The organism is Pseudomonas sp. SWRI50 (assembly GCF_014269095.1).
GTDB classification, from domain to species: Bacteria; Pseudomonadota; Gammaproteobacteria; order Pseudomonadales; family Pseudomonadaceae; genus Aquipseudomonas; species Aquipseudomonas kermanshahensis.
Genome location: NZ_JABWRW010000011.1, coordinates 72,331 through 91,953, shown reverse-complemented (window position 1 = coordinate 91,953; position 19,623 = coordinate 72,331). Strand labels below are relative to the sequence as shown.

Sequence of the window (19,623 nt, the reverse complement as noted above, 5' to 3'; positions counted from 1 at the left end):
AGTTCATCGGGACGCAGGACCAGCATGTGCCCTCAACCAGAGCGGGTCTGTTCGCTACCGAACAGACCCGCGATGCCCGCGCCGCACACACTACTTACTAGACCGGCCAGCTCACGGCACCCGACACCTATGGACAACCCTTGGCTTAGCGCACTCAGCTACGTGCAACGCCTGGCCAACCGCGCCCGGCGCTGGCGCGCGCCACGGCACGCGTTCACCTACGAAAGCCTGCTGCGCTCGGAGCTGTACAGCGCCAAGCAACTGGCCGAGCACGGCACCTGGCTCGCCAGCCAGCACCGCTTGAGCCAATTGCCTGCCGACGATTCGCTGCTCGACCGCCTGGCCGATAACGAACGCATGCTCTACGCAAGCTGTACTGCCCTCGCCGCCGCCCTGCCCGATTCACGCCCAACGCTGCCAGCCGCGCAGTGGCTGCTCGACAACTTCTACTTGGTCGAAAGCCATATCCGCATCGCCAAACGCCACCTGCCCAGCGATTACAGCCTGCAACTGCCCCGGCTGGACAATGGCCCCTCGAACGGCTTGCCGCGGGTCTATGACATTGCACTGGAAACCATCTGCCACGGCGACGGCCGGGTGGACGTCGAGAGCCTGAGCCACTTCGTCGAGGCCTATCAGCAAACCGCCACGCTGACCCTGGGCGAGCTCTGGGCGATCCCGATCATGCTGAGGCTGGCGCTGATCGAGAACCTGCGCCGCGTGGCCGCCCGGGTCATGGCCAACGGGGCGGACCGCGACCTGGCCAATGGCTGGGCCGACACCCTCAGCGAAACCGCCGAACGCGATGCCAAAAGCGTGGTGCTGGTGGTGGCCGACATGGCCCGCTCGGAGCCACCGATGACCGCCGCCTTCGTCGCCGAGCTGGCCAGGCGGCTGCAGGGCCACAGCAGCGCGTTGACCCAGCCACTGGCTTGGATCGAGCAACTGCTGGGCGAGTCGGCAATGAGCATTGAGCGCCAGGTGCAGCTCGATGCGCAACAGCAGGCCATCGACCAGGTCTCTATCAGCAACAGCATCGGCAGCCTGCGGCTGCTGTCGACCGTGGACTGGCGGCTGTTCGTCGAACACCTGAGCCATGTCGAGCAAGTACTCGGCCAAGACCCCGCCGCCGTGTACGCAGCCATGGACTTCGCCAGCCGTGATCACTATCGGCACATCGTCGAACGGCTGGCGCGGCACAGCGCCTTCAGTGAAGAACAGGTGGCCCGCACCGCCATCGAACTGGCGCGTGCCGCGAGCGCGACGTCGCACCCACAGGCAGCCCATGTCGGCTATTACCTGGCAGGCGCTGGCCTGGCGTTGCTGGAACAGCACCTGGGGGCGCGGGTGGCGCTTGCCGAGCGCTGGCAGCGCCTGTTGCACCGGGCACCGCTGGCGTTCTACCTGGTGCCGTCGGCACTGCTCTCGTGCCTGCTGGCCTGGGGCTTCGTCGCGGGCATGGCAGCCGAGGGCTGGCCTGCCTGGGCAGTGGCGGCCATGGCCCTTCCCGTGCTGCTGACCACCAGCCGGCTTGCCATCGGCCTGGTCAACTGGCTGGTGACCCTGACCGTGAAGCCTGCGTTTCTGCCACGGCTGGACTACGCCGCGGGGATTCCCGCCGAGGCCCGCACCCTGGTCGTGGTGCCGAGCCTGCTGGGCAACGCGGCCGACGTCGAAGAGCTGGTCGAAGGCCTCGAGGTGCGCTACCTGGCCAACCGTGATGAGCACCTGCATTTCGCGCTGTTGAGCGATTTCATGGACGCCCCCACACAAGCCTGCGCCGAAGACACGGCCCTGCTCGACCTCGCCAGTGACGGTATTGGTGCACTGAACACAAAATACGGTGAGCGCTTCTTCCTGTTGCACCGGCCGCGGCTGTGGAACCCCACCGAGCGATGCTGGATGGGCCACGAGCGCAAGCGCGGCAAGCTCGCAGCGCTCAATGCCCTGCTGCGTGGACACGGGGCCGAGCGCTTCATACGCATCGTCGGCAACCTACGCACGCTCGATCAGGTGCGCTACGTCATCACCCTGGACACCGACACCCAGTTGCCACGCGATGTGGCACAGAAGTTTGTCGGTGCCATGCAGCACCCCTTGAACCGCGCCTGCTTCGATGCCGACAGCGGCCGAATCCAGTCAGGCTACGCGATCCTGCAACCTCGGGTCGGCATCAGCCTGCCCAGCGTGTCGCGCTCCACCTACGCCCGCCTGTTCGGCAGCGATGCCGGGGTCGACCCTTACACCCTGGCGGTGTCGGACGTGTACCAGGACCTGTTCCTCAGTGGCTCCTTCATTGGCAAGGGCATCTACGCCGTGGATGCCTTCGAGCGGGCCCTGGACGGGCGCTTTGCCGACAACCGTGTACTCAGCCACGACCTGATCGAAGGCTGCTACGCCCATGCCGGCCTGCTCAGTGACGTGCAGTTGTTCGAGGCTTATCCGGCGCGTTACAGCGCCGATGTAAAGCGCCGCCACCGCTGGATACGCGGTGACTGGCAACTGCTGCCGTGGCTGGTGCCGTGGCTGCGCACCGGCGTCGAAGGCCAGGCGCAGCGCCCGCTGAGCGCGCTGTCGCGGTGGAAGATCTTCGACAACCTGCGCCGCAGCCTGGAGCCGGCCGCGCTGCTGACGGCATTGCTGTGGGGCTGGCTGGCCAGCGCCACGCCGCTGCTGTGGACCGTCGCGCTGCTGGGCCTGCTGCTGACCCGCCCACTGCTGGACACGCTGCTCGAACTGGTGCGCAAGACCACCGATGTGCCGCTGGCCGAGCACCTGCTTGCCGCCCTGCACACCTCGGGCATCTACTTCGTGCGGGCCGGGTTGTCGCTGGCCTGGTTGCCGTTCGAGACCCGCTACAGCCTGGATGCCATCGCACGCACGCTGTGGCGGCTGACCGTAAGCAAACGCCGGCTGCTGCAGTGGAACCCTTCGCGGGAGGATGAACGCAACAGTGCCGATACCCTGCAGGCGGTGTATCGCGAGCAATGGGTACAGCCCGCCCTGGTGCTTGGACTGACGGGCGCATTGGCGATGCAACCCAGTGTCTTGGTGCTGGCCTCGCCCATTCTCGCCCTATGGCTGCTCGGCCCGGCCCTGGCTTGGTGGCTGAGCCGCACTCGGGGGCGCAGCGTGTTCGTACCGCAACCCCAGGACGTGCGTTTTCTGCACCGGCTGGCCAGGCGTAATTGGGCCTTTTTCGACCGCCATGTAGGGCCCGCCGACAACTGGCTGCCCCCCGACAACCTGCAGGAGCCACCCTTCCCCAGCATCGCTCACCGCACGTCGCCGACCAACATCGGCATGGCCCTGCTCTCGCACCTGGCGGCCCATGATTTTGGCTACCTGACGGCCGGCCGCCTGTTCCAGCGCCTGATCCAGATGCTCGACAGCCTGGACCACCTGGAGCGCTACAAGGGGCACTTCTACAACTGGTACGACACCCAGACCCGCGCACCCTTGCACCCGCTGTATATTTCTGCGGTGGACAGCGGCAACCTGGCGGCCCTGCTACTGACGCTCAAGCCCGGGCTGCTGGCGATGGCCGATACCCCCGTGCTCGACCGCCGCCTGAGCCAGGGCCTGCTGGACACGCTCGATATCCTGCACGAAACGTTCGCCACCGCAGGCCGTGCTGGCGAACCGCTGGAAGCGCTGGGCAAACAGCTGCGCCAAGCCCATGAGCAACCGGCCCCGTTGCCTGCCTCGTTGATGCAACAGCTCGCCGAGCAAGTACAAGGGTTGATCCAGCAATGCGCCCCGCCCACTACTGAGGCCGACGATTGCCTGTTCTGGCTGGAGGCCCTGCATCAGCAATGCCTGGACCTGGCTGGCGAACTTCACGCCTTGCAACTGCCACCCGGCAATGCGCCGGCGCTGCAGGCAGCGTTGAGCTGGCGCCAGCTTGCGCAGCTAGAGCCGGACGACTGGCCCGCCGACGAACGCCTGGCCGTGGCCACTGTCCGCACGCAGGCCTGCCAGCGCATCGAGCAAGCGCACAGCCTGGCGCAGCGGATCGCCGCCATGGCCAGCATGGACTTCAGCTTCCTTTATGACAGCCAGCGTGACCTGTTCGCCATCGGCTACAACGCCGATGAGCATCGCCTGGACACCGCGTTCTACGACTTGCTGGCCTCGGAAATGCGCCTGACCAACTTCGTGGTCATCGCCCAGGGCCAAGTCCCCCAGGCCAGTTGGTTCGCCTTGGGCCGGCTACTCACCAGCAATGCCGGCGTGCCGGTGCTGTTGTCGTGGTCGGGGTCGATGTTCGAATACCTGATGCCGCTGCTGGTGATGCCGAGCTACGAAGGCACCTTGCTCGACCAGACCTGCCGCGCCGCGGTCGAACGGCAGATCGACCACGGCAACCTGCTGGGCATCCCCTGGGGCGTTTCTGAGTCGGCCTACAACGCCCTGGACGCTCACCTGAACTACCAATATCGGGCGTTTGGCGTACCCGGCCTGGGCCTCAAACGCGGCCTGGGCGAAGAACGCGTGGTCGCCCCTTACGCCAGTGCGCTGGCCCTGTTGGTAGCGCCGGGCGCCGCCTGCCGTAACTTGCAGCGCCTTAGCACACTGGGGCTGGCTGGCCGCTTCGGGCTGTACGAAGCCATTGACTACAGCGAGGCACGGCTCCCCCCGGGGCAGAGCGCCGTGGTGATCCGCTCGTTCATGGCTCACCACCAGGGCATGAGCCTGCTGGCCCTGACTTCCTTGTTGCTGGGCAAACCCATGCAACGGCGCTTCACCTCCGACCCGCAATGCCAGGCCAGCCTGCTGCTGTTACAGGAACGCGTGCCGAAAACCGCCGCGCCCTACCTGCATACCCTGCAGGCACCGGCCGTGGACGCGGCAGGCCACGCAGGCGAAACCCGGCTACGGGTGTTCAGCGAACCGAATCGCCGCCACCCCGCCGTGCAACTGCTTTCCAATGGCCGCTATCACGTCATGGTCAACCATGTCGGCAGTGGCTATAGCCAGCGCAATGGCTTGGCCGTGACCCGTTGGCGCGAAGACGCCACCCGCGATGACCTGGGCAGTTTCTGTTACCTGCGGGACGTCGCCAGCGGTGCATTCTGGTCAACCACTTACCAGCCCACGCGGCACCGCGGCAGTAATCAGGAGGCTATTTTCAGCGATGGCCGCGCCGAGTTCCGCATCCGTGAAAACGACTTCGACTGCCATACCGAAATAGCCGTGTCCCCCGAAGACGACATCGAACTGCGGCGCCTGCACCTGACCAACCACAGTGACCAGCCGCGCACCCTGGAGCTGACCAGCTACGCCGAAGTGGTACTGGCACCGGCGCTCAGCGATGCCCTGCACCCGGCATTCAGCAAGCTGTTCGTGCAGACCGAACTGGTCCGCCCACTGCAGGCCATCATCTGCACCCGGCGGCCGCGCTCGCAGCAGGACGCGGTGCCGTGGATGTGCCATGTGCTGGCCGTGCATGGTGCCGACATCGATGCGGTGTCTTACGAAACCGACCGTGCGCGTTTCATCGGCCGTGGCCGCACACTGGTGGCCCCGGCGGCACTGGACCGCCACACCGAGGCCTTGTCCGACAGTGCCGGGGCAGTGCTCGACCCCATCGTGGCAATTCGCTGCCGCATCAGCCTGGCGCCTGGCCAGAAGGCCACGGTCGACCTGGTCACCGGCGTGACCGACAGCCGCGACGCCTGCCTGCAGCAGATTGCCAGGTACCGCGACCGGCACTTGGCCGACCGGGTGTTCGACCTGGCCTGGCCCCATAGCCAGGTGCAGTTGCGACAGCTGAATGGGTCGCTCAACGATGCCCGGCTGTTCGAGCAGATGGCCGCGTCGGTGCTCTACCCCAACGCGGCGCTGCGGGCCAGCGGCGCCCTGCTGGCCCGCAACCGGCGCAGCCAGTCGGGCCTGTGGGGCCAGGGGCTGTCGGGGGACCTGCCGATCGTGCTGGTGCAGATTGCTGACCCGGCCAACCTGCACCTGGTCAAGCAAATGGTGCTCGCCCATGCCTATTGGCGGCAGAAGGGCCTGGCATTGGACCTGGTGATCTGGAACGAAGACCAGGCCGGTTATCGCCAGCAATTGCAGGAGCAGATCATGGGCATCGTCACCTCCGGCAGCGAGGCTGCGCTGCTCGATCGCCACGGGGGGATCTTCGTGCGCCCGGCGCAGCAACTGTCGGCAGAGGACCGCACCCTTACCCTGTCGGTGGCGCGGCTGGTGCTCAGCGACAGCCACGGCACGCTGGCCGAGCAGTTGCATCACCGCCGCACACCGCCCACCCCCGCCGCCTTCGAGGCGACCCTGACCTACCCCCCGAGCAAACTCGATAATCGCTCGCTGGCAGACGCACCGGCGCGGATGTTGGGCAACCGCTACGGCGGTTACAGCGCCGATGGCCGTGAGTACCTCATCGCCCACGCTGATGGCCTGCCACCCCCGGCGCCGTGGGTCAATGTCCTGGCCAACCCACAATTTGGCAGCGTGTTGTCAGAGGCCGGCAGTGCCTATACCTGGTACGAGAACGCCCACGAATACCGCCTGACGCCTTGGCACAATGACCCGGTTTGCGACCCCAGCGGCGAAGCCCTTTACCTGCGTGACGAAGACAGCGGGCAGTGTTGGTCGCCCACCCCAATGCCTTGCCCAGGCCCTGGCCGTTATCGCACCCGGCATGGCTTTGGCTACAGCGTTTTCGAATACGCCGACGACGGCCTGGACAGTGAGCTGTGGGTGTATGTCGCACTGGATGCGCCGATCAAGTTCAGTCGGCTCAAGCTGCATAACCGCTCGACGCAGGCGCGGCGGTTGACGGTGACCTGCTTTGTCGAGTGGGTGCTGGGCGACCTGCGCAGCAAGTCGGCCATGCACGTAGTGACTGAAATCGACCCGGCCAGCGGCGCCGTGTTTGCCCGTAACCGCTATGCCGAAGCATTTGCCCGGCATGTGGGCTTTGTCGATTGCGACCTGCCCTTGTATGGCATTACCTGTGACCGCAGCGAGTTCCTCGGGCGCAATGGCGACTACCAGGCCCCGGCAGGCCTGCGCCAGGCGCGGCTGTCCGGGCGCACCGGCGCCGGGCTGGACCCGTGCACGGCCGTGCAGGTCAGCGTCCTGCTGCAAGCGGGCGAAAGCCGCGAGGTGGTGTTGCGCCTGGGTGCCGGGCCAAACGCCGAGGCCGCCAGCCACTGCGTGCAGCAATACCGAGGGCTGCGCGCGGCCCTGGACGCTCTGGCAAAGGTCCAGGCCTACTGGCGCGACACCTTGGGCAGCGTGCAAATCGAAACCCCCGAGCCGTCCCTGGATGTGCTGGCCAACGGTTGGCTGCTGTACCAGGTGATTGCCTGCCGCTTCTGGGCGCGCAGCGGCTTTTACCAGTCCGGCGGCGCCATCGGCTTTCGCGACCAGCTGCAAGACAGCATGGCCATGCTCCACGCCACCCCAGCCCTGGCCCGCCAGCACCTGCTGACGTGCGCCGCGCACCAGTATGCCGAAGGCGATGTGCAGCACTGGTGGCACCCACCGCTGCAGCGCGGGGTGCGTACCCGCTGCTCCGACGACTTGCTGTGGCTGCCGCTGGCAACCAGCCGCTATGTGGCACTGACAGGCGACCACGCAGTGCTGGACGAGCCGGTCGGGTACCTGCAGGGGCGTGCGCTGAATGCCGGCGAAGAGTCCTATTACGACCTGCCCACCCAGGCGAACCTGGTCGAGAGCCTGTACCAGCATTGCCAGCGTGCCCTCGGGCATGCTCTGCAATACGGGGTTCACGGCCTGCCGTTGATGGGCAGCGGGGACTGGAACGACGGCATGAACCGCGTCGGTGAACAAGGCCTGGGCGAAAGCGTGTGGCTGGGGTTCTTCGGCCACGAGGTGTTGCGGGCGTTCGCCAGCATCGCCCTGGGCCACGGCGACAGCGCCTTCGCCCTGCAGTGCAGCCGCCAGGCCGCCACCCTTGCCGAGCACCTGGAGCAGCATGCCTGGGACGGTGGCTGGTACCGCCGCGCCTGGTTCGACGACGGCCAGGTGCTCGGTTCGGCCAGCAACCAGGAGTGCCGCATCGACTCGCTGGCGCAGAGCTGGGCAGTGCTGTCCGGGGTTGCCCCACCTGAACGGGCGCGGGCCGCCATGGCCGCGCTGGACAAACACCTGGTGCGCCACGACATCGGCATCGTCAAGCTGCTCGAGCCACCCTTCGACCACGGCGACCTCGACCCCGGCTACATCAAGGGCTACCTGCCCGGCGTACGCGAAAATGGCGGGCAGTACACCCACGCGGCCATTTGGGCGAGCATGGCCTATGCCAGCCTGGGCGATGCTGCCAAGGCCTGGGAACTGCTGCGCTTGATCAACCCGGTGCGCCAAGGCAGCAACGGATTGATCGACACCTACAAGGTCGAGCCCTATGTGATGGCCGCCGATGTCTACGCCGTGCCCCCCCACGCAGGCCGCGGGGGCTGGAGCTGGTACACCGGCTCCGCTGGCTGGATGTACCGGCTGATCGTAGAGAGCCTGCTGGGCCTGCAACGCTGCGGGGACACCCTGCGGATTCAGCCGCTGCTGCCAGCGGACTGGCCCGGCTACACCCTGCACTACCGATTCGGCAGTACCCCGTACCGCATTGAAGTACGCAACGGCGCTAATGCCGAACTGACCTTGACCCTCGACGGCCAGCGGCTGACCCAGGCGGTGCTGCCGCTGAAGGATGATGGCGTACTGCATCAGGTGATCGCCGAGTACCAGCCGTCACCCTTGCCCATCAACTGAGGCAGCACGTGCTCGCAGGGGCTAACCTTATGCTGACAGACGCTGCCCTCGACGGTCCCGAGCATGCAATCTACGTTCAATCCCCGCCAAAATCACCTGTTGGCCGCTCTGTCTGCGCAGACGTTCGGCCGGCTGGAGCCGCAACTGGAACGGGCCAACCTGCCGCTTGGCAAGGCGCTCTACGAGTCCGGCGACACCCTGCGCCACGTCTACTTCCCCACCGATGCCATCGTTTCGCTGTTGTACGTGATGGAGAACGGCGCCTCGGCAGAAATCTCGGTGGTGGGCAATGAAGGGCTGGTTGGCATCGCCGTGTTCATGGGCGGCGAAAGCACCCCAAGCCGGGCGATCGTGCAAAGCGCCGGGCACGCCTATCGCCTGCCAGTTCAGCGTCTGAAGGACGAGTTCAACCGCCATGGCGAGCTGATGATGCTGATGCTGCGCTACACCCAGGCCTTGATCACCCAGATGGCGCAAACGGCGGTGTGCAACCGGCACCACTCCATCGACCAGCAACTGTGCCGCTGGCTGCTGCTGTCGCTGGACCGCCTGCCGGGCGACCGGCTGTGCATGACCCAGGAACTGATCGCCAACATGCTGGGCGTGCGCCGCGAAGGGGTGACCGATGCCGCTGGCAAACTGCAGCGGCTGGGCGTGATCGAATACAACCGGGGGCATATCAGGGTGCTCGACAGGGCACACCTGGAGCAGCTCAGTTGCGAGTGTTACGCGGTGGTCAGGAAAGAGACCGAACGCCTACTTCCCTACCTGCCGCCTGTACGTCCTGCCATTTAGCCAAGCGTTACGGCCTGATTTTCTGCTTCGGCTGATAGCTGTACCGCTCTGCCGCAGAGGCTCTGGACGGGTCGGGATGGCCGGAACCTCTTTGGCTTTCCGTCGGCGTCTGTACCTCGGTATCGTCTTCATCTTTCCCGGTTGGCCAGTCTTCGCCGTGCCCTGGTTCGACAGCGGGGGCATCAGCCTCTGTGAAGCGCTTGCCAGTGGTCATACACACCTCTCAATGCTCAGAAGATCTGAGCTACAGCCAGTGTGCGCCTTCCCGGTGGCCAGCAGTTTTATATCGGACCAAAGACCGCCAAGGCATTTGCCGCGCGCCTGTTGCAGGGGTGCCCAAGCCGTATATATGATAAGCATTATCGTTTGCAACAATAACCCCTGCTGCGGCCGCACTCCATGCTCCCTTCCCCTGATCCCCTTCTGTGCGATGTGGCCCTGCTCTATCGCCAGCAACACAGCTGGCTGACGCGCTGGCTAAGGCTGCGGCTGAACTGCTCGCAAAGCGCAGCGGACCTGGCGCAAGACACCTTCCTGCGCCTGTTGAACAAACAACACGTGCCACAGTTGCATGCACCCCGCACCTTCCTGGCCAAGGTGGCGCAGAGCGTCTTGTGCAACCATTTTCGCCGGCAAAAACTCGAACGTGCCTACCTCGAAGCGCTGGCGACTCTGCCCGAACAGGTCGCGCCCAGCCTGGAAACCCAGGCCATCCTGCTGGAAACCCTGATCGCCCTCGACGCCGCCCTCGACGGCCTGGAGCGCCCAGTGCGCGAAGCGTTCCTGCTGTCGCAGGTGGATGGCTTGGGGCACGCGGACATTGCCGAGCGGCTGGCCGTGTCGATTACCACGGTGAAGCGCTACATCGTCAAGGCAGGCGCCCTGTGCATCATGCTCGATCACAGCCTGGACCTGCCATGAACGGCCAGGGCTCAGCGTCGATCCCGGGTGAGGTGGCCGAGCAGGCCATGCACTGGCACCTTGAACTGCAGGAGCCGACCGTCAGCGCTGCCACGCTGGCCGCCTGGATGAGCTGGCGCCAGGCGCACCCGCTGCACGAGCACGCCTGGCAACGGACCCAGGTGTTCGCCCAACGCATGCAGGACATGCGCAGCCCAGGCCAACGCCCCTTGGCCCACGCGGCGCTGCGCCAGCAGCCGTCGCGGCGCACGGCGCTCAAGCAACTGTCGCTGCTGATGGCCGCAGGTGCCGGCGCCTGGTACCTGAAAGACGCCGCGCTGGTACAAGACTGGCGCGCGGACTACCACAGCCGCATCGGCGAGCAACGGCGCTTGACGCTGGCAGATGGCACCCAGGTACAGCTGAACACCGACAGCGCCCTTGATGTGGCATTCGATCACCAGGCCCGCCGCTTGCGGTTGCTGCGTGGCGAGATGCTGATCAGCCGCTCGCCACGCGCCGATAGCCGGCCGCTGTGGGTGGACACCGTGCATGGCCGCCTCGCATCGACACTGGCGCAGTTCAATGTGAGGCTGCACGCCGAGCTCACCCAGGTCAGCGTGTATCAGGGCAGCTTGTCGGTGCAACCTGCCCTGCAGCCCCATCCACTCCTTCTGCTGAGTGCCGGGGAGCAGGCCAGCTTCAGCCGCCAGGGCGTGCTCGACCGTCAGCCCGTGCCTCCCGTTGCCCCTGCCTGGAGCCAAGGCATGCTGGTTGCCCAAGGCCAACGCTTGGCGGCCTTTCTCGACGACGTCAGCCGCTATCGCCGTGGGCACCTGGCCTGCGACCCCGCCTTGGCGGACCTTCGTGTGTCAGGCACGTTCCCGCTGGATAACACCGAAAAGATCATCGCCGCAGTCGCGGACACCTTGCAGCTCGACGTGCAGCACTTCACCCGCTACTGGGTGACGTTGAAGCCGCGAATGGCCTGACGCAAAAAAAAAGTTGCGCAGAGGTGGTCCGATTTCGCGTCTCACGAGACTTAACCCTCAGCACTTCAAATCAATGGGGGAACACTCGTGAATCGCACCGCACGCAAACGCCAGGGCTGGCAGTTATCGGTTACGCAAAAACTCGCCGGCGCAGTGGTCCAGGGTATCGCTTGCATGAGTGCAAGCGTCCCGCTGCTGCTGACGCCCGGCTGGGCCACCGCTGCCGAGCAGGCGCAGGCCGATTTCGATATCGCTGCCGGCCCACTGGCGCCCGCATTGGCCCGCTTTGGCCAGACCGCGCACATTCTGCTGTCTTACCCCACGGCATTGACCGAGGGCCGCAGCACCAGCGGGCTGCAGGGCCGTTTCGATGTCGACCAGGGCCTGGCGATGCTGCTCGCTGGCACCGGGCTTGAAGCCAGCCGCGGCGTCAACGGCAACTATTCGCTGCAAGCCACTGCCACGGGGGCCTTGGAGCTGAGCGCGGTGTCCATCTCTGGCAAGGCGCCGGGTTCGACCACCGAAGGCAGCGGGCTCTACACCACCTATTCGTCGAGCAGTTCCACGCGCCTCAACCTTACCCCTCGCGAGACCCCGCAATCGCTGACCGTGATGACCCGCCAGCGCCTGGATGACCAGCGCCTGACCAACCTCACCGACGCGCTGGAAGCCGCGCCAGGCATCACCGTGGTTCGCGATGGCCTGGGCTCGGAGAGCGATTCGTACTGGTCGCGCGGGTTTGCCATCCAGAACTACGAGGTCGACGGCGTGCCGACCAGTACCCGCCTGGACAACTACTCGCAAAGCATGGCGATGTACGACCGCATCGAAATCGTGCGCGGCGCCACCGGCCTGATCAGCGGCATGGGCAACCCCTCGGCGACGATCAACCTGATCCGCAAGCGCCCCACCGCCGACGCCCAGGCCAGCATCACCGGCGAAGCGGGTAACTGGGACCGCTATGGCACCGGTTTCGATGTGTCCGGGCCGCTGACCGAAACCGGCAACGTGCGGGGGCGCTTCGTCGCCGACTACAAAACCGAAAAAGCCTGGATTGACCGCTACAACCAGCAATCGCAGCTGATGTATGGCATCACCGAATTCGACCTCAGCGAAGACACCCTGCTGACCGTGGGCTTCAGCTACCTGCGCAGCGACATCGATTCACCGCTGCGCTCCGGCTTGCCCACGCGCTTCACGACCGGTGATCGCACCAACCTCAAGCGCTCGCTCAATGCCGCGCCAAGCTGGTCGTACAACGATCACGAGCAAACCAGTTTCTTCACCTCCATCGAGCAGCAACTGGGCAACGGCTGGAGCGGCAAGGTCGAGCTCACCCATGCCGAGAACAAATTCGACGAGCTGTTCAACTTTGCCATGGGTGAGCTGAGCCCGGAGGGCAGCGGCTTGACCCAGTTGCCCGTGCGTTTTTCCGGCACCCCACGCCAAGACAACCTCGACCTGTACGTTACCGGCCCGTTCAGCCTGTTCGGGCGTGACCATGAGTTGATTACCGGCATGACCCTGTCCCAATACCGGGAAAACACCCCAAGCTGGGGCGGCTGGCGCTATGACTACGCCGGCTCGCCAGCGGGTGTGATCGACAACCTGTTCACCTGGGACGGCAAGTCTGCCAAGCCGGACTTCGTCGAAAGCGGCAAGTCATCGATGGACGAAGACCAGTACGCGGCGTACCTGACCTCGCGCTTCAGCGTGACCGACGACCTCAGCCTGATTCTTGGCAGCCGCCTGATCAACTGGAAGCGCGACACCTCGGACAGGCCGTATGGCGGCGACGAAACCGAAGTGAACCGTGAGGAAAACGGCGTATTCATCCCTTATGCCGGCGTGGTCTACGACCTCGACGACACCTGGTCGCTGTACGCCAGCTACACCAAAATCTTCAATCCGCAGGGCTCGTGGGTCACCGACGAGAGCAACAAGCCGCTCGACCCGATGGAAGGTGTCGGCTACGAGATCGGCATCAAGGGCACCCACCTCGATGGCAAGCTCAACTCGAGCCTCGCGGTGTTCAAGCTGGAGCAGGACAACCTGGCCATCTGGCAACACGACAACGTCTACAGCGCTGAACAGGACACCACCTCCAAGGGCATCGAACTGGAGCTGAACGGCGAGCTGGCCGAAGGCTGGCAAGCATCGGCCGGCTATGCCTATTCGGTGACCACTGACGCCGACGACCAGCGCATCAACACCAACCTGCCGCGCAACAGCTTCAAGACCTTCACCAGCTACCGGCTGCACGGGCCACTGGACAAGATCACGGTCGGCGGTGGGGTGAACTGGCAGAGCAAGGTCGGCGCCGACCTGCACACTTTCAGTCAGGGCAGCTACGCGGTCACCAACCTGATGGCGCGCTACGACATCAACCAGCACGTGAGTGCATCGGTGAACCTGAACAACGTGTTCGACCGTGAGTACTACAGCCAATCCGGCCTGTACGGCGTTTATGGCACGCCACGCAATGTAATGACGAGCTTCAAGTACAGCTTCTGATTCGGGCCACAGACACGTCAAATCCCCGCTCAACCCCAAGCCCGGTAGGAGCAGCCTTGTGCTGCGAAGAGGCCCGCGACAACACAATCAATCTCTGTTGTTGTCACGGGCCTCTTCGCAGCACAAGGCTGCTCCTACAGGGGGGCGTCCCCGGCAAGTGCGCCTATGTGTGCAAGGAGAATTGGGCGTTGGGTAACGGCATCGCTAAAAATCAGGGCAGCTGCTTCTCCATCGGCTGATAGACCAGCCCGGCAAACTCGCCCACGTCGCCTGCCAGAACGAACCCATAGCGTTCGTAGGCGGCCACCGAAGACAACGACGCCCTGACCGTCACCACCGCCTCCCTCGCTTGCGCCAGTGCCGCGTTCATCAGGCGCGTACCAATGCCCCGCCGTTGCCAGCCCGGTGCGACGAACAGCATGGCCACGTGGCGGCCTTCCTTGAATTCGATCAACCCGGTGAGGGCGCCGTCCGCGACGCACACCAGCGTCAGGTTATCGCCCTCCATACGCTCGGCAAACGCCTGTGCCGCCGCCACCTTGGCGAAGGTGTCCACACCCTGCGCCGACAGCGAAGGCGCAACGGCCTGCATGAATGCGTCCAGGCACAGAGTGCTGGCGGAGGGCAGGTCGTCGTAGGTCAGTTGGCGTATGTGCATGGTCGTCATCCGTGGCGAGTCAAAGCAGGATAATGCCCCGCCGCAAGCAACCCGAGCAATCAAGGGCCTGGCCGCGATCCGTTCGGCTCATGCGAGTGGCTTCGATAGTAGGACAACGAAACCCCCGTCTGGCGTTTGAAATACCGGCACAAATACGACGCGTCGGCGAAGTTGAGCGTGTCCGCGATTTGCCCAATCGCCAGGGTACTGTATGAAAGCAGTGCCTTGATTTCCAAGGTCACCTGGCGGTCAATCAGGCCTTTGGGGGTGTCATTGAAAAAAGCCTTGCTCAGCTGCGACAGATAAAACGGCGTTATTGCCAACGCATCGGCATAAAACTTCACCTCTCGGTGGCGCATGGAGTGTTTGCCTATCAACTCCCAGAACCGCCAACTGAGTGTTTCCTGGCGGCTGAATTGCCGGCCCGCCTGGTACTGCGCCGGAAGTTGCTCGGCGATCTTCAGAAACAGGTTTTGCAGGTGGTTTCTGAGCATGATGTGCTGGTACGTGGGGCAGCGCTGCGCAATGTCCCGCATGTGCGCCAACCAGCCCGCCAGCAGCGGCCTGTCGGCGTTGGCCGGCACGCAGTGTGGGTGGTCATGCAAAAAAACGAACAAGGGGTTCGGCAGTTGGTAAGCCACCTCCGCGGCAAAGCCTTTGGGCATCAGGCAAAAAAATACCCTGAAACTGCGTGAGCGACGTTTGAGCAACGCGATCGTGTCCTCGGCCAACACCATCACATCACCACGCCTGACCGCCTTGTCCTTGAAGTTGAATGCGAAGGCGGCACTGCCGGACAAGCACACCAGCAGCGTTATGTAGGCATGGCCGAAAGACAGCGGCACGCCTACCCCTTCAGCGAGTGTGGTGTCCCCCAACCGGGGCGGATCGCCAGGTGTAACCAGTTTCGGAATGTGCTGCATGGTGGCTCAACGCTGCCCGCTTAAACTGCGCAGAGCTTATCACCGCTCGCTGATGTAGTTTCGAAAAGTACCGAAACTGCCGAGGTACTGACGTGTACCCATCAAGCGCCGCGCATTACCCTGTGACGCCCGAGCAACCCAGGATGAGTACAGGACATGCGACTTGAAACACAACGGCTGCGGCTGCGACCTTGGCAAGAAACAGATGCCGCTGACTTATACGAATACGCCAAGGACGACCGCGTTGGCCCTGTCGCGGGGTGGCCACCGCACACCAGCGTAGCGCACAGTGCCGAGATCATCCGCACCGTGTTCAATCACCCGGAGGTGTATGCCGTCGAACTGAAGGAAAACGGCCGTGCAGTGGGGTGTGTGGGCATTCTGATAGGCGGCAACAGCCACTTCGAGATCAGCGAGCAGGAAGGCGAAATCGCTTACTGGATCGGCGTGCCGTACTGGGGCAAAGGCCTGATTCCCGAAGCCGTGCGTGAAGTGATGCGGCACGGGTTTGAAACCCTGAAACTCAAGGCGCTCTGGTGTGGCTATTTCGCTGACAACACCCAGTCTTTTGTTGCCCAATCGAAGTGCGGGTTCCGTCATCACCACACCGAAGAAAACAAGTACAACGCGTTCCTTCAGGATTATCGGACCGAACACATCAGCTGCATCACTTACGCGCAGTGGCTCACGCCGGCTGACCACCCGTGACGGGCGCAATGACAGCCAGGTGTGATGTGCGGTGATCGCTTAGCCAACCACTTTCAACCACGGCCAGCGCTCCCGGTAGCTGGCCGCTTTTTGCTCGAACAACGCAGGTTGCAGGTTCAATGGGTTGGGCCTTAGCAGGTCGTGCTGCAGTTGAGTTGATTGCCCTGCCCTTGGGTCATGCGCGCCCCGTGTAGGAGCAGCCTTGCGCTGCGAAGAGGCCGGTGATAACACAGCAAATCTTCAGTGCCATCACCGGCCTCTTCGCAGCGCAAGGCTGCTCCTACACCGGGCGCGCGTGGCTGGGGTACGCAGTCCGCTTTTCAAGCACGCAGCTGATACCAGGTGGTCTTGAGCTGTGAGTACTTGTCGAACGAATGCAGCGACAGGTCGCGACCAAACCCCGACTGTTTGCCACCCCCAAACGGCACCGTGACATCCAGCGCATCCACCGTGTTGACCGAAACGGTGCCAGCCTTCAGCGCCCGCGCAACGCGATGCACCTGGTTGAAGTCGTCGCTCCACACCGACGCCGCCAGGCCGTAGACACTGTCGTTGGCCAGGCGCACGGCCTGCTCCTCGCTGTCGAACGCAGTGACCGCCAGCACTGGGCCGAACACTTCCTCCCGGGCCAGGCTCATGCTGCCATCGACGCCGGCAAAAATGCTCGGTTCGATGTAGTTGTCCGAGCCGTCAATGGTGAAGCGCCGGCCACCGCACACTAGCTGGGCGCCCTGCGCGTGCGCACGGTCGATGGCGGCCTTGATGCGACCGGTCTGCTCGGCATCGACGATGGCACCCGCGCGGCTTGCCGGGTCGAGTGGGTTGCCGGGCATCCACTGGCGGGCTTTGGCTTGCAGGCGCTCGATGAACGCATCGTGGATCGAGCGCTGCACATACAGGCGCGAGTTCGCCGAACACACTTCACCCTGGTTGAAGAAAATGCCGAACGCTGCTTTTTCCGCCGCCAAGTCCAGGTCCTGGCAGGTGTCGAACACCAGGTTCGGGCTCTTGCCGCCACACTCCAGCCAGACCTGCTTGAGGTTTGACTGCGCCGAGTACTGCATGAAGTACTTACCCACCTGAGTGGAGCCGGTGAACACCAGGCAGTCGACGTCCGGGTGCAGCCCCAGCGCCCGGCCCGCGTCTTCGCCCAGGCCTGGCACGACGTTCAGCACGCCCTCCGGCAAACCGGCCTCCAGCGCCAGTTGCCCCAGGCGCAGCGCCGAGAACGGCGATTGCTCGGCGGGTTTTAGCACCACGCTGTTGCCGGCAGCCAGTGCCGGCGCAAGCTTCCAGGCCGCCATGTCGAGCGGGAAGTTCCACGGCACCACGGCGGCGACCACGCCCAGCGCTTCGCGGGTGATGGTGGCGAGCGCGTTGGGCGCGGTGGGCGCTACCTGGTCGTACAGTTTGTCCAATGCCTCGCCGTACCAGGCAAAGACATGCGCCGAGCCGGGGACGTCGATGGTGTAGGCATCCATGACCGGCTTGCCCATGTTCAGCGAGTCCAGCAGCGCGAGCTCTTCACGGTTGGCCATGATCAGCTCGGCCAGGCGCAGCAGCACCTTCTTGCGCTCGACCGGGGCCATGCGCGACCACGGGCCTTGCTCGAAGGCACGGCGTGCGGTGGCCACCGCCAGGTCGACTTCAGCCTGACCACAGGCGGCGACCTGCGCCAGTACCTGCTGGGTGGCCGGGTTGATGGCGGCGAACGTGGCGCCGCTGTTAGCGCTCACCTGCTGGCTGCCGATCAGGGCCTTGTCGGGCAAACGCAGGCTTGCAGCGCGCGTTTGCCAGTATTCGAGACGCTCCATTTTCACTCCCTATGACTGTCTTGGATTCTGGGGCTGCGCTGCAGCCCATTCGCGGCGCAAGGCCGCTCCTACAGACGATCGCCTGCACGTGTAGGAGCGGCCTTGCGTCGCGAATGGGGCGCAAAGCGCCCCCACTGGCTCAGAGCCTGCCCACTAACCGGGCAGTGCGGTCTACAGCGATACGTGTCTTGTCGACCAGTTCGTCCAGCTCGCCACGGTTGGCCACCAGTGCCGGCGCCATGATCATCCGGCCCAAGGTCGAGCGAATGATCACACCTTCTTCGAAGCCGAAGGTGCGGCACTGCCAAGCCAGGTCGTTCTCGTTGGCAAAGCGCTTGCGGGTCGGCTTGTGTTCAGCGAACTGCAGCGCCGCCACCAGGCCCGCACCCTGCACCTGGCCAATCAAGGGGTGATCGGCAAACACTTCACGCAGGATGCGCTGCAGGTACGGCCCGGTGTCATCCTTCACCTGGCGCACGATGCCTTCATCGCGCAGCGCCTTGAGGTTGGCGATGGCCACGGCCGCCGCCACCGGGTGGCCCGAATAGGTCAGGCCGTGGGCAAACACGCCGCCGCGTTCCACCAGGGCTTCGGCGATGCGCTTGCTCAGCACCAGGCCGCCCATGGGCACATAGCCGCTGGTCAGGCCCTTGGCGATCGACAGGGTGTCCGGCTCGAAGCCGAAATACTCATGGGCAAACCATTCGCCGGTGCGGCCAAAACCGCCGATCACCTCGTCAGCACACAGCAGCACGTCGTATTGGCGGCAGATCCGCTGGATCTCGGGCCAGTAGCTTTCCGGTGGGAAGATCATGCCCCCGGCCCCCTGGAAAGGTTCGGCGACAAAACCGGCGACGTTTTCCGCACCCAGTTCGAGGATCTTTTCCTCCAGTTGCAGCGCGCAGCGGCGGCCGAACTCGGCCGGGGTCAGCTCGCCACCTTCGGCGTACCAGTACGGCTCGTCGATGTGCGCCACATCCGGGATCAGCCCGCCCATCTCGTGCATGAACTTCATGCCGCCCAGCGCCGTGGCCGCCAGGGTCGAGCCGTGGTAGCCATTCCAGCGGCCAATCATGATCTTCTTGGTCGGCTGGCCAACCACCTGCCAGTAACGGCGCACGGTACGGATCAGCACCTCGTTGGCCTCGGACCCGGAGTTGGTGTAGATCGCGTGGCTGTAGTGGCCAGGCAACAGGCTGAACAGCAACTCGGACAGCTCGATCACCGCCGGGTGGGTGGTGTGGAAGAACATGTTGTAGTAGGCCAACTGGTCCATCTGCGCGGCGGCGGCGGCGGTCAGGTCCTTGCGACCGTAACCCAGCTGAGTGCACCACAGCCCCGACATGCCATCCAGGTAACGCTTGCCCTCGCTGTCCCACAGGTGCAGCCGCTCCCCCCCAACCATGACCCGCGGGCCTTCGGCATTGAGCGCCTTCTGATCGAGAAAGGCATGGATGTGGTGCGCGGCGTCGGCGGCCTGGTAGTCACGGGTCTGGCGTTTGGGAACGAAAGGCGCATTCATGGGTGGTTTTCCTTGTTGTCAGTGGGTGTCGCAGGGCTGCGGC

The 19,623-nt window shown here is 64.6% G+C and carries 10 protein-coding genes; 6 read left to right on the top strand and 4 right to left on the bottom strand.

Translation table 11 applies throughout. The features are described from left to right. The first annotated feature begins 129 nt into the window (after positions 1–129). The 5 genes from HU750_RS14000 (at position 130) to HU750_RS13980 (ending at position 13,955) form a co-directional block, all read left to right on the top strand. Positions 130–8,754 (top strand): GH36-type glycosyl hydrolase domain-containing protein, encoded by an 8,625-nt coding sequence (locus tag HU750_RS14000; RefSeq protein WP_186680548.1) that lies wholly within the window; start codon positions 130–132, stop codon positions 8,752–8,754. A 63-nt stretch (positions 8,755–8,817) separates the two neighbouring features. Then, positions 8,818–9,549 (top strand): Crp/Fnr family transcriptional regulator, encoded by a 732-nt coding sequence (locus HU750_RS13995; protein WP_186680546.1) that lies wholly within the window; start codon positions 8,818–8,820, stop codon positions 9,547–9,549. 399 nt (positions 9,550–9,948) lie between these two features. Continuing rightward, positions 9,949–10,470 carry a sigma-70 family RNA polymerase sigma factor gene (locus HU750_RS13990; protein WP_099454554.1) on the top strand — a complete coding sequence of 174 codons (522 nt, stop codon included), beginning with the start codon at positions 9,949–9,951 and terminating at the stop codon, positions 10,468–10,470. Next, on the top strand, positions 10,467–11,441 hold the full coding sequence (locus HU750_RS13985; RefSeq protein ID WP_186680544.1) for a FecR domain-containing protein: 975 nt from the start codon (positions 10,467–10,469) through the stop codon (positions 11,439–11,441). Before HU750_RS13990 ends, HU750_RS13985 begins: the two co-directional genes overlap by 4 nt. Positions 11,442–11,615: 174 nt before the next feature. Further along, on the top strand, positions 11,616–13,955 hold the full coding sequence (locus HU750_RS13980) for a TonB-dependent siderophore receptor (RefSeq protein WP_186680701.1): 2,340 nt from the start codon (positions 11,616–11,618) through the stop codon (positions 13,953–13,955). Positions 13,956–14,166: 211 nt separating this feature from the next. Here HU750_RS13980 and HU750_RS13975 read toward each other — a convergent pair whose 3' ends face one another. Continuing rightward, positions 14,167–14,613 carry a GNAT family N-acetyltransferase gene (locus tag HU750_RS13975; protein ID WP_186680541.1) on the bottom strand — a complete coding sequence of 149 codons (447 nt, stop codon included), beginning with the start codon at positions 14,611–14,613 and terminating at the stop codon, positions 14,167–14,169. Between the two features lie 59 nt (positions 14,614–14,672). Beyond that, positions 14,673–15,536 carry a helix-turn-helix transcriptional regulator gene (locus tag HU750_RS13970; RefSeq protein WP_186680538.1) on the bottom strand — a complete coding sequence of 288 codons (864 nt, stop codon included), beginning with the start codon at positions 15,534–15,536 and terminating at the stop codon, positions 14,673–14,675. A 156-nt stretch (positions 15,537–15,692) separates the two neighbouring features. Between HU750_RS13970 and HU750_RS13965 the strand changes: the two genes are divergently transcribed. Further along, complete coding sequence (locus tag HU750_RS13965) at positions 15,693–16,244, top strand: GNAT family N-acetyltransferase (RefSeq protein ID WP_186680535.1); 552 nt, start codon at positions 15,693–15,695, stop codon at positions 16,242–16,244. Between the two features lie 320 nt (positions 16,245–16,564). Here the strand turns inward: HU750_RS13965 and HU750_RS13960 are convergent, their stop codons facing one another. Both HU750_RS13960 and HU750_RS13955 read right to left on the bottom strand, forming a co-directional pair. Continuing rightward, entirely contained in the window at positions 16,565–18,058 is a 1,494-nt protein-coding gene (locus tag HU750_RS13960; protein ID WP_186680533.1) for an aldehyde dehydrogenase, read from the bottom strand. A 139-nt stretch (positions 18,059–18,197) separates the two neighbouring features. Then, positions 18,198–19,580, bottom strand: a complete 1,383-nt coding sequence (locus HU750_RS13955; RefSeq protein ID WP_186680531.1) for an aspartate aminotransferase family protein — start codon at positions 19,578–19,580, stop codon at positions 18,198–18,200. Positions 19,581–19,623 lie beyond the last annotated feature (43 nt).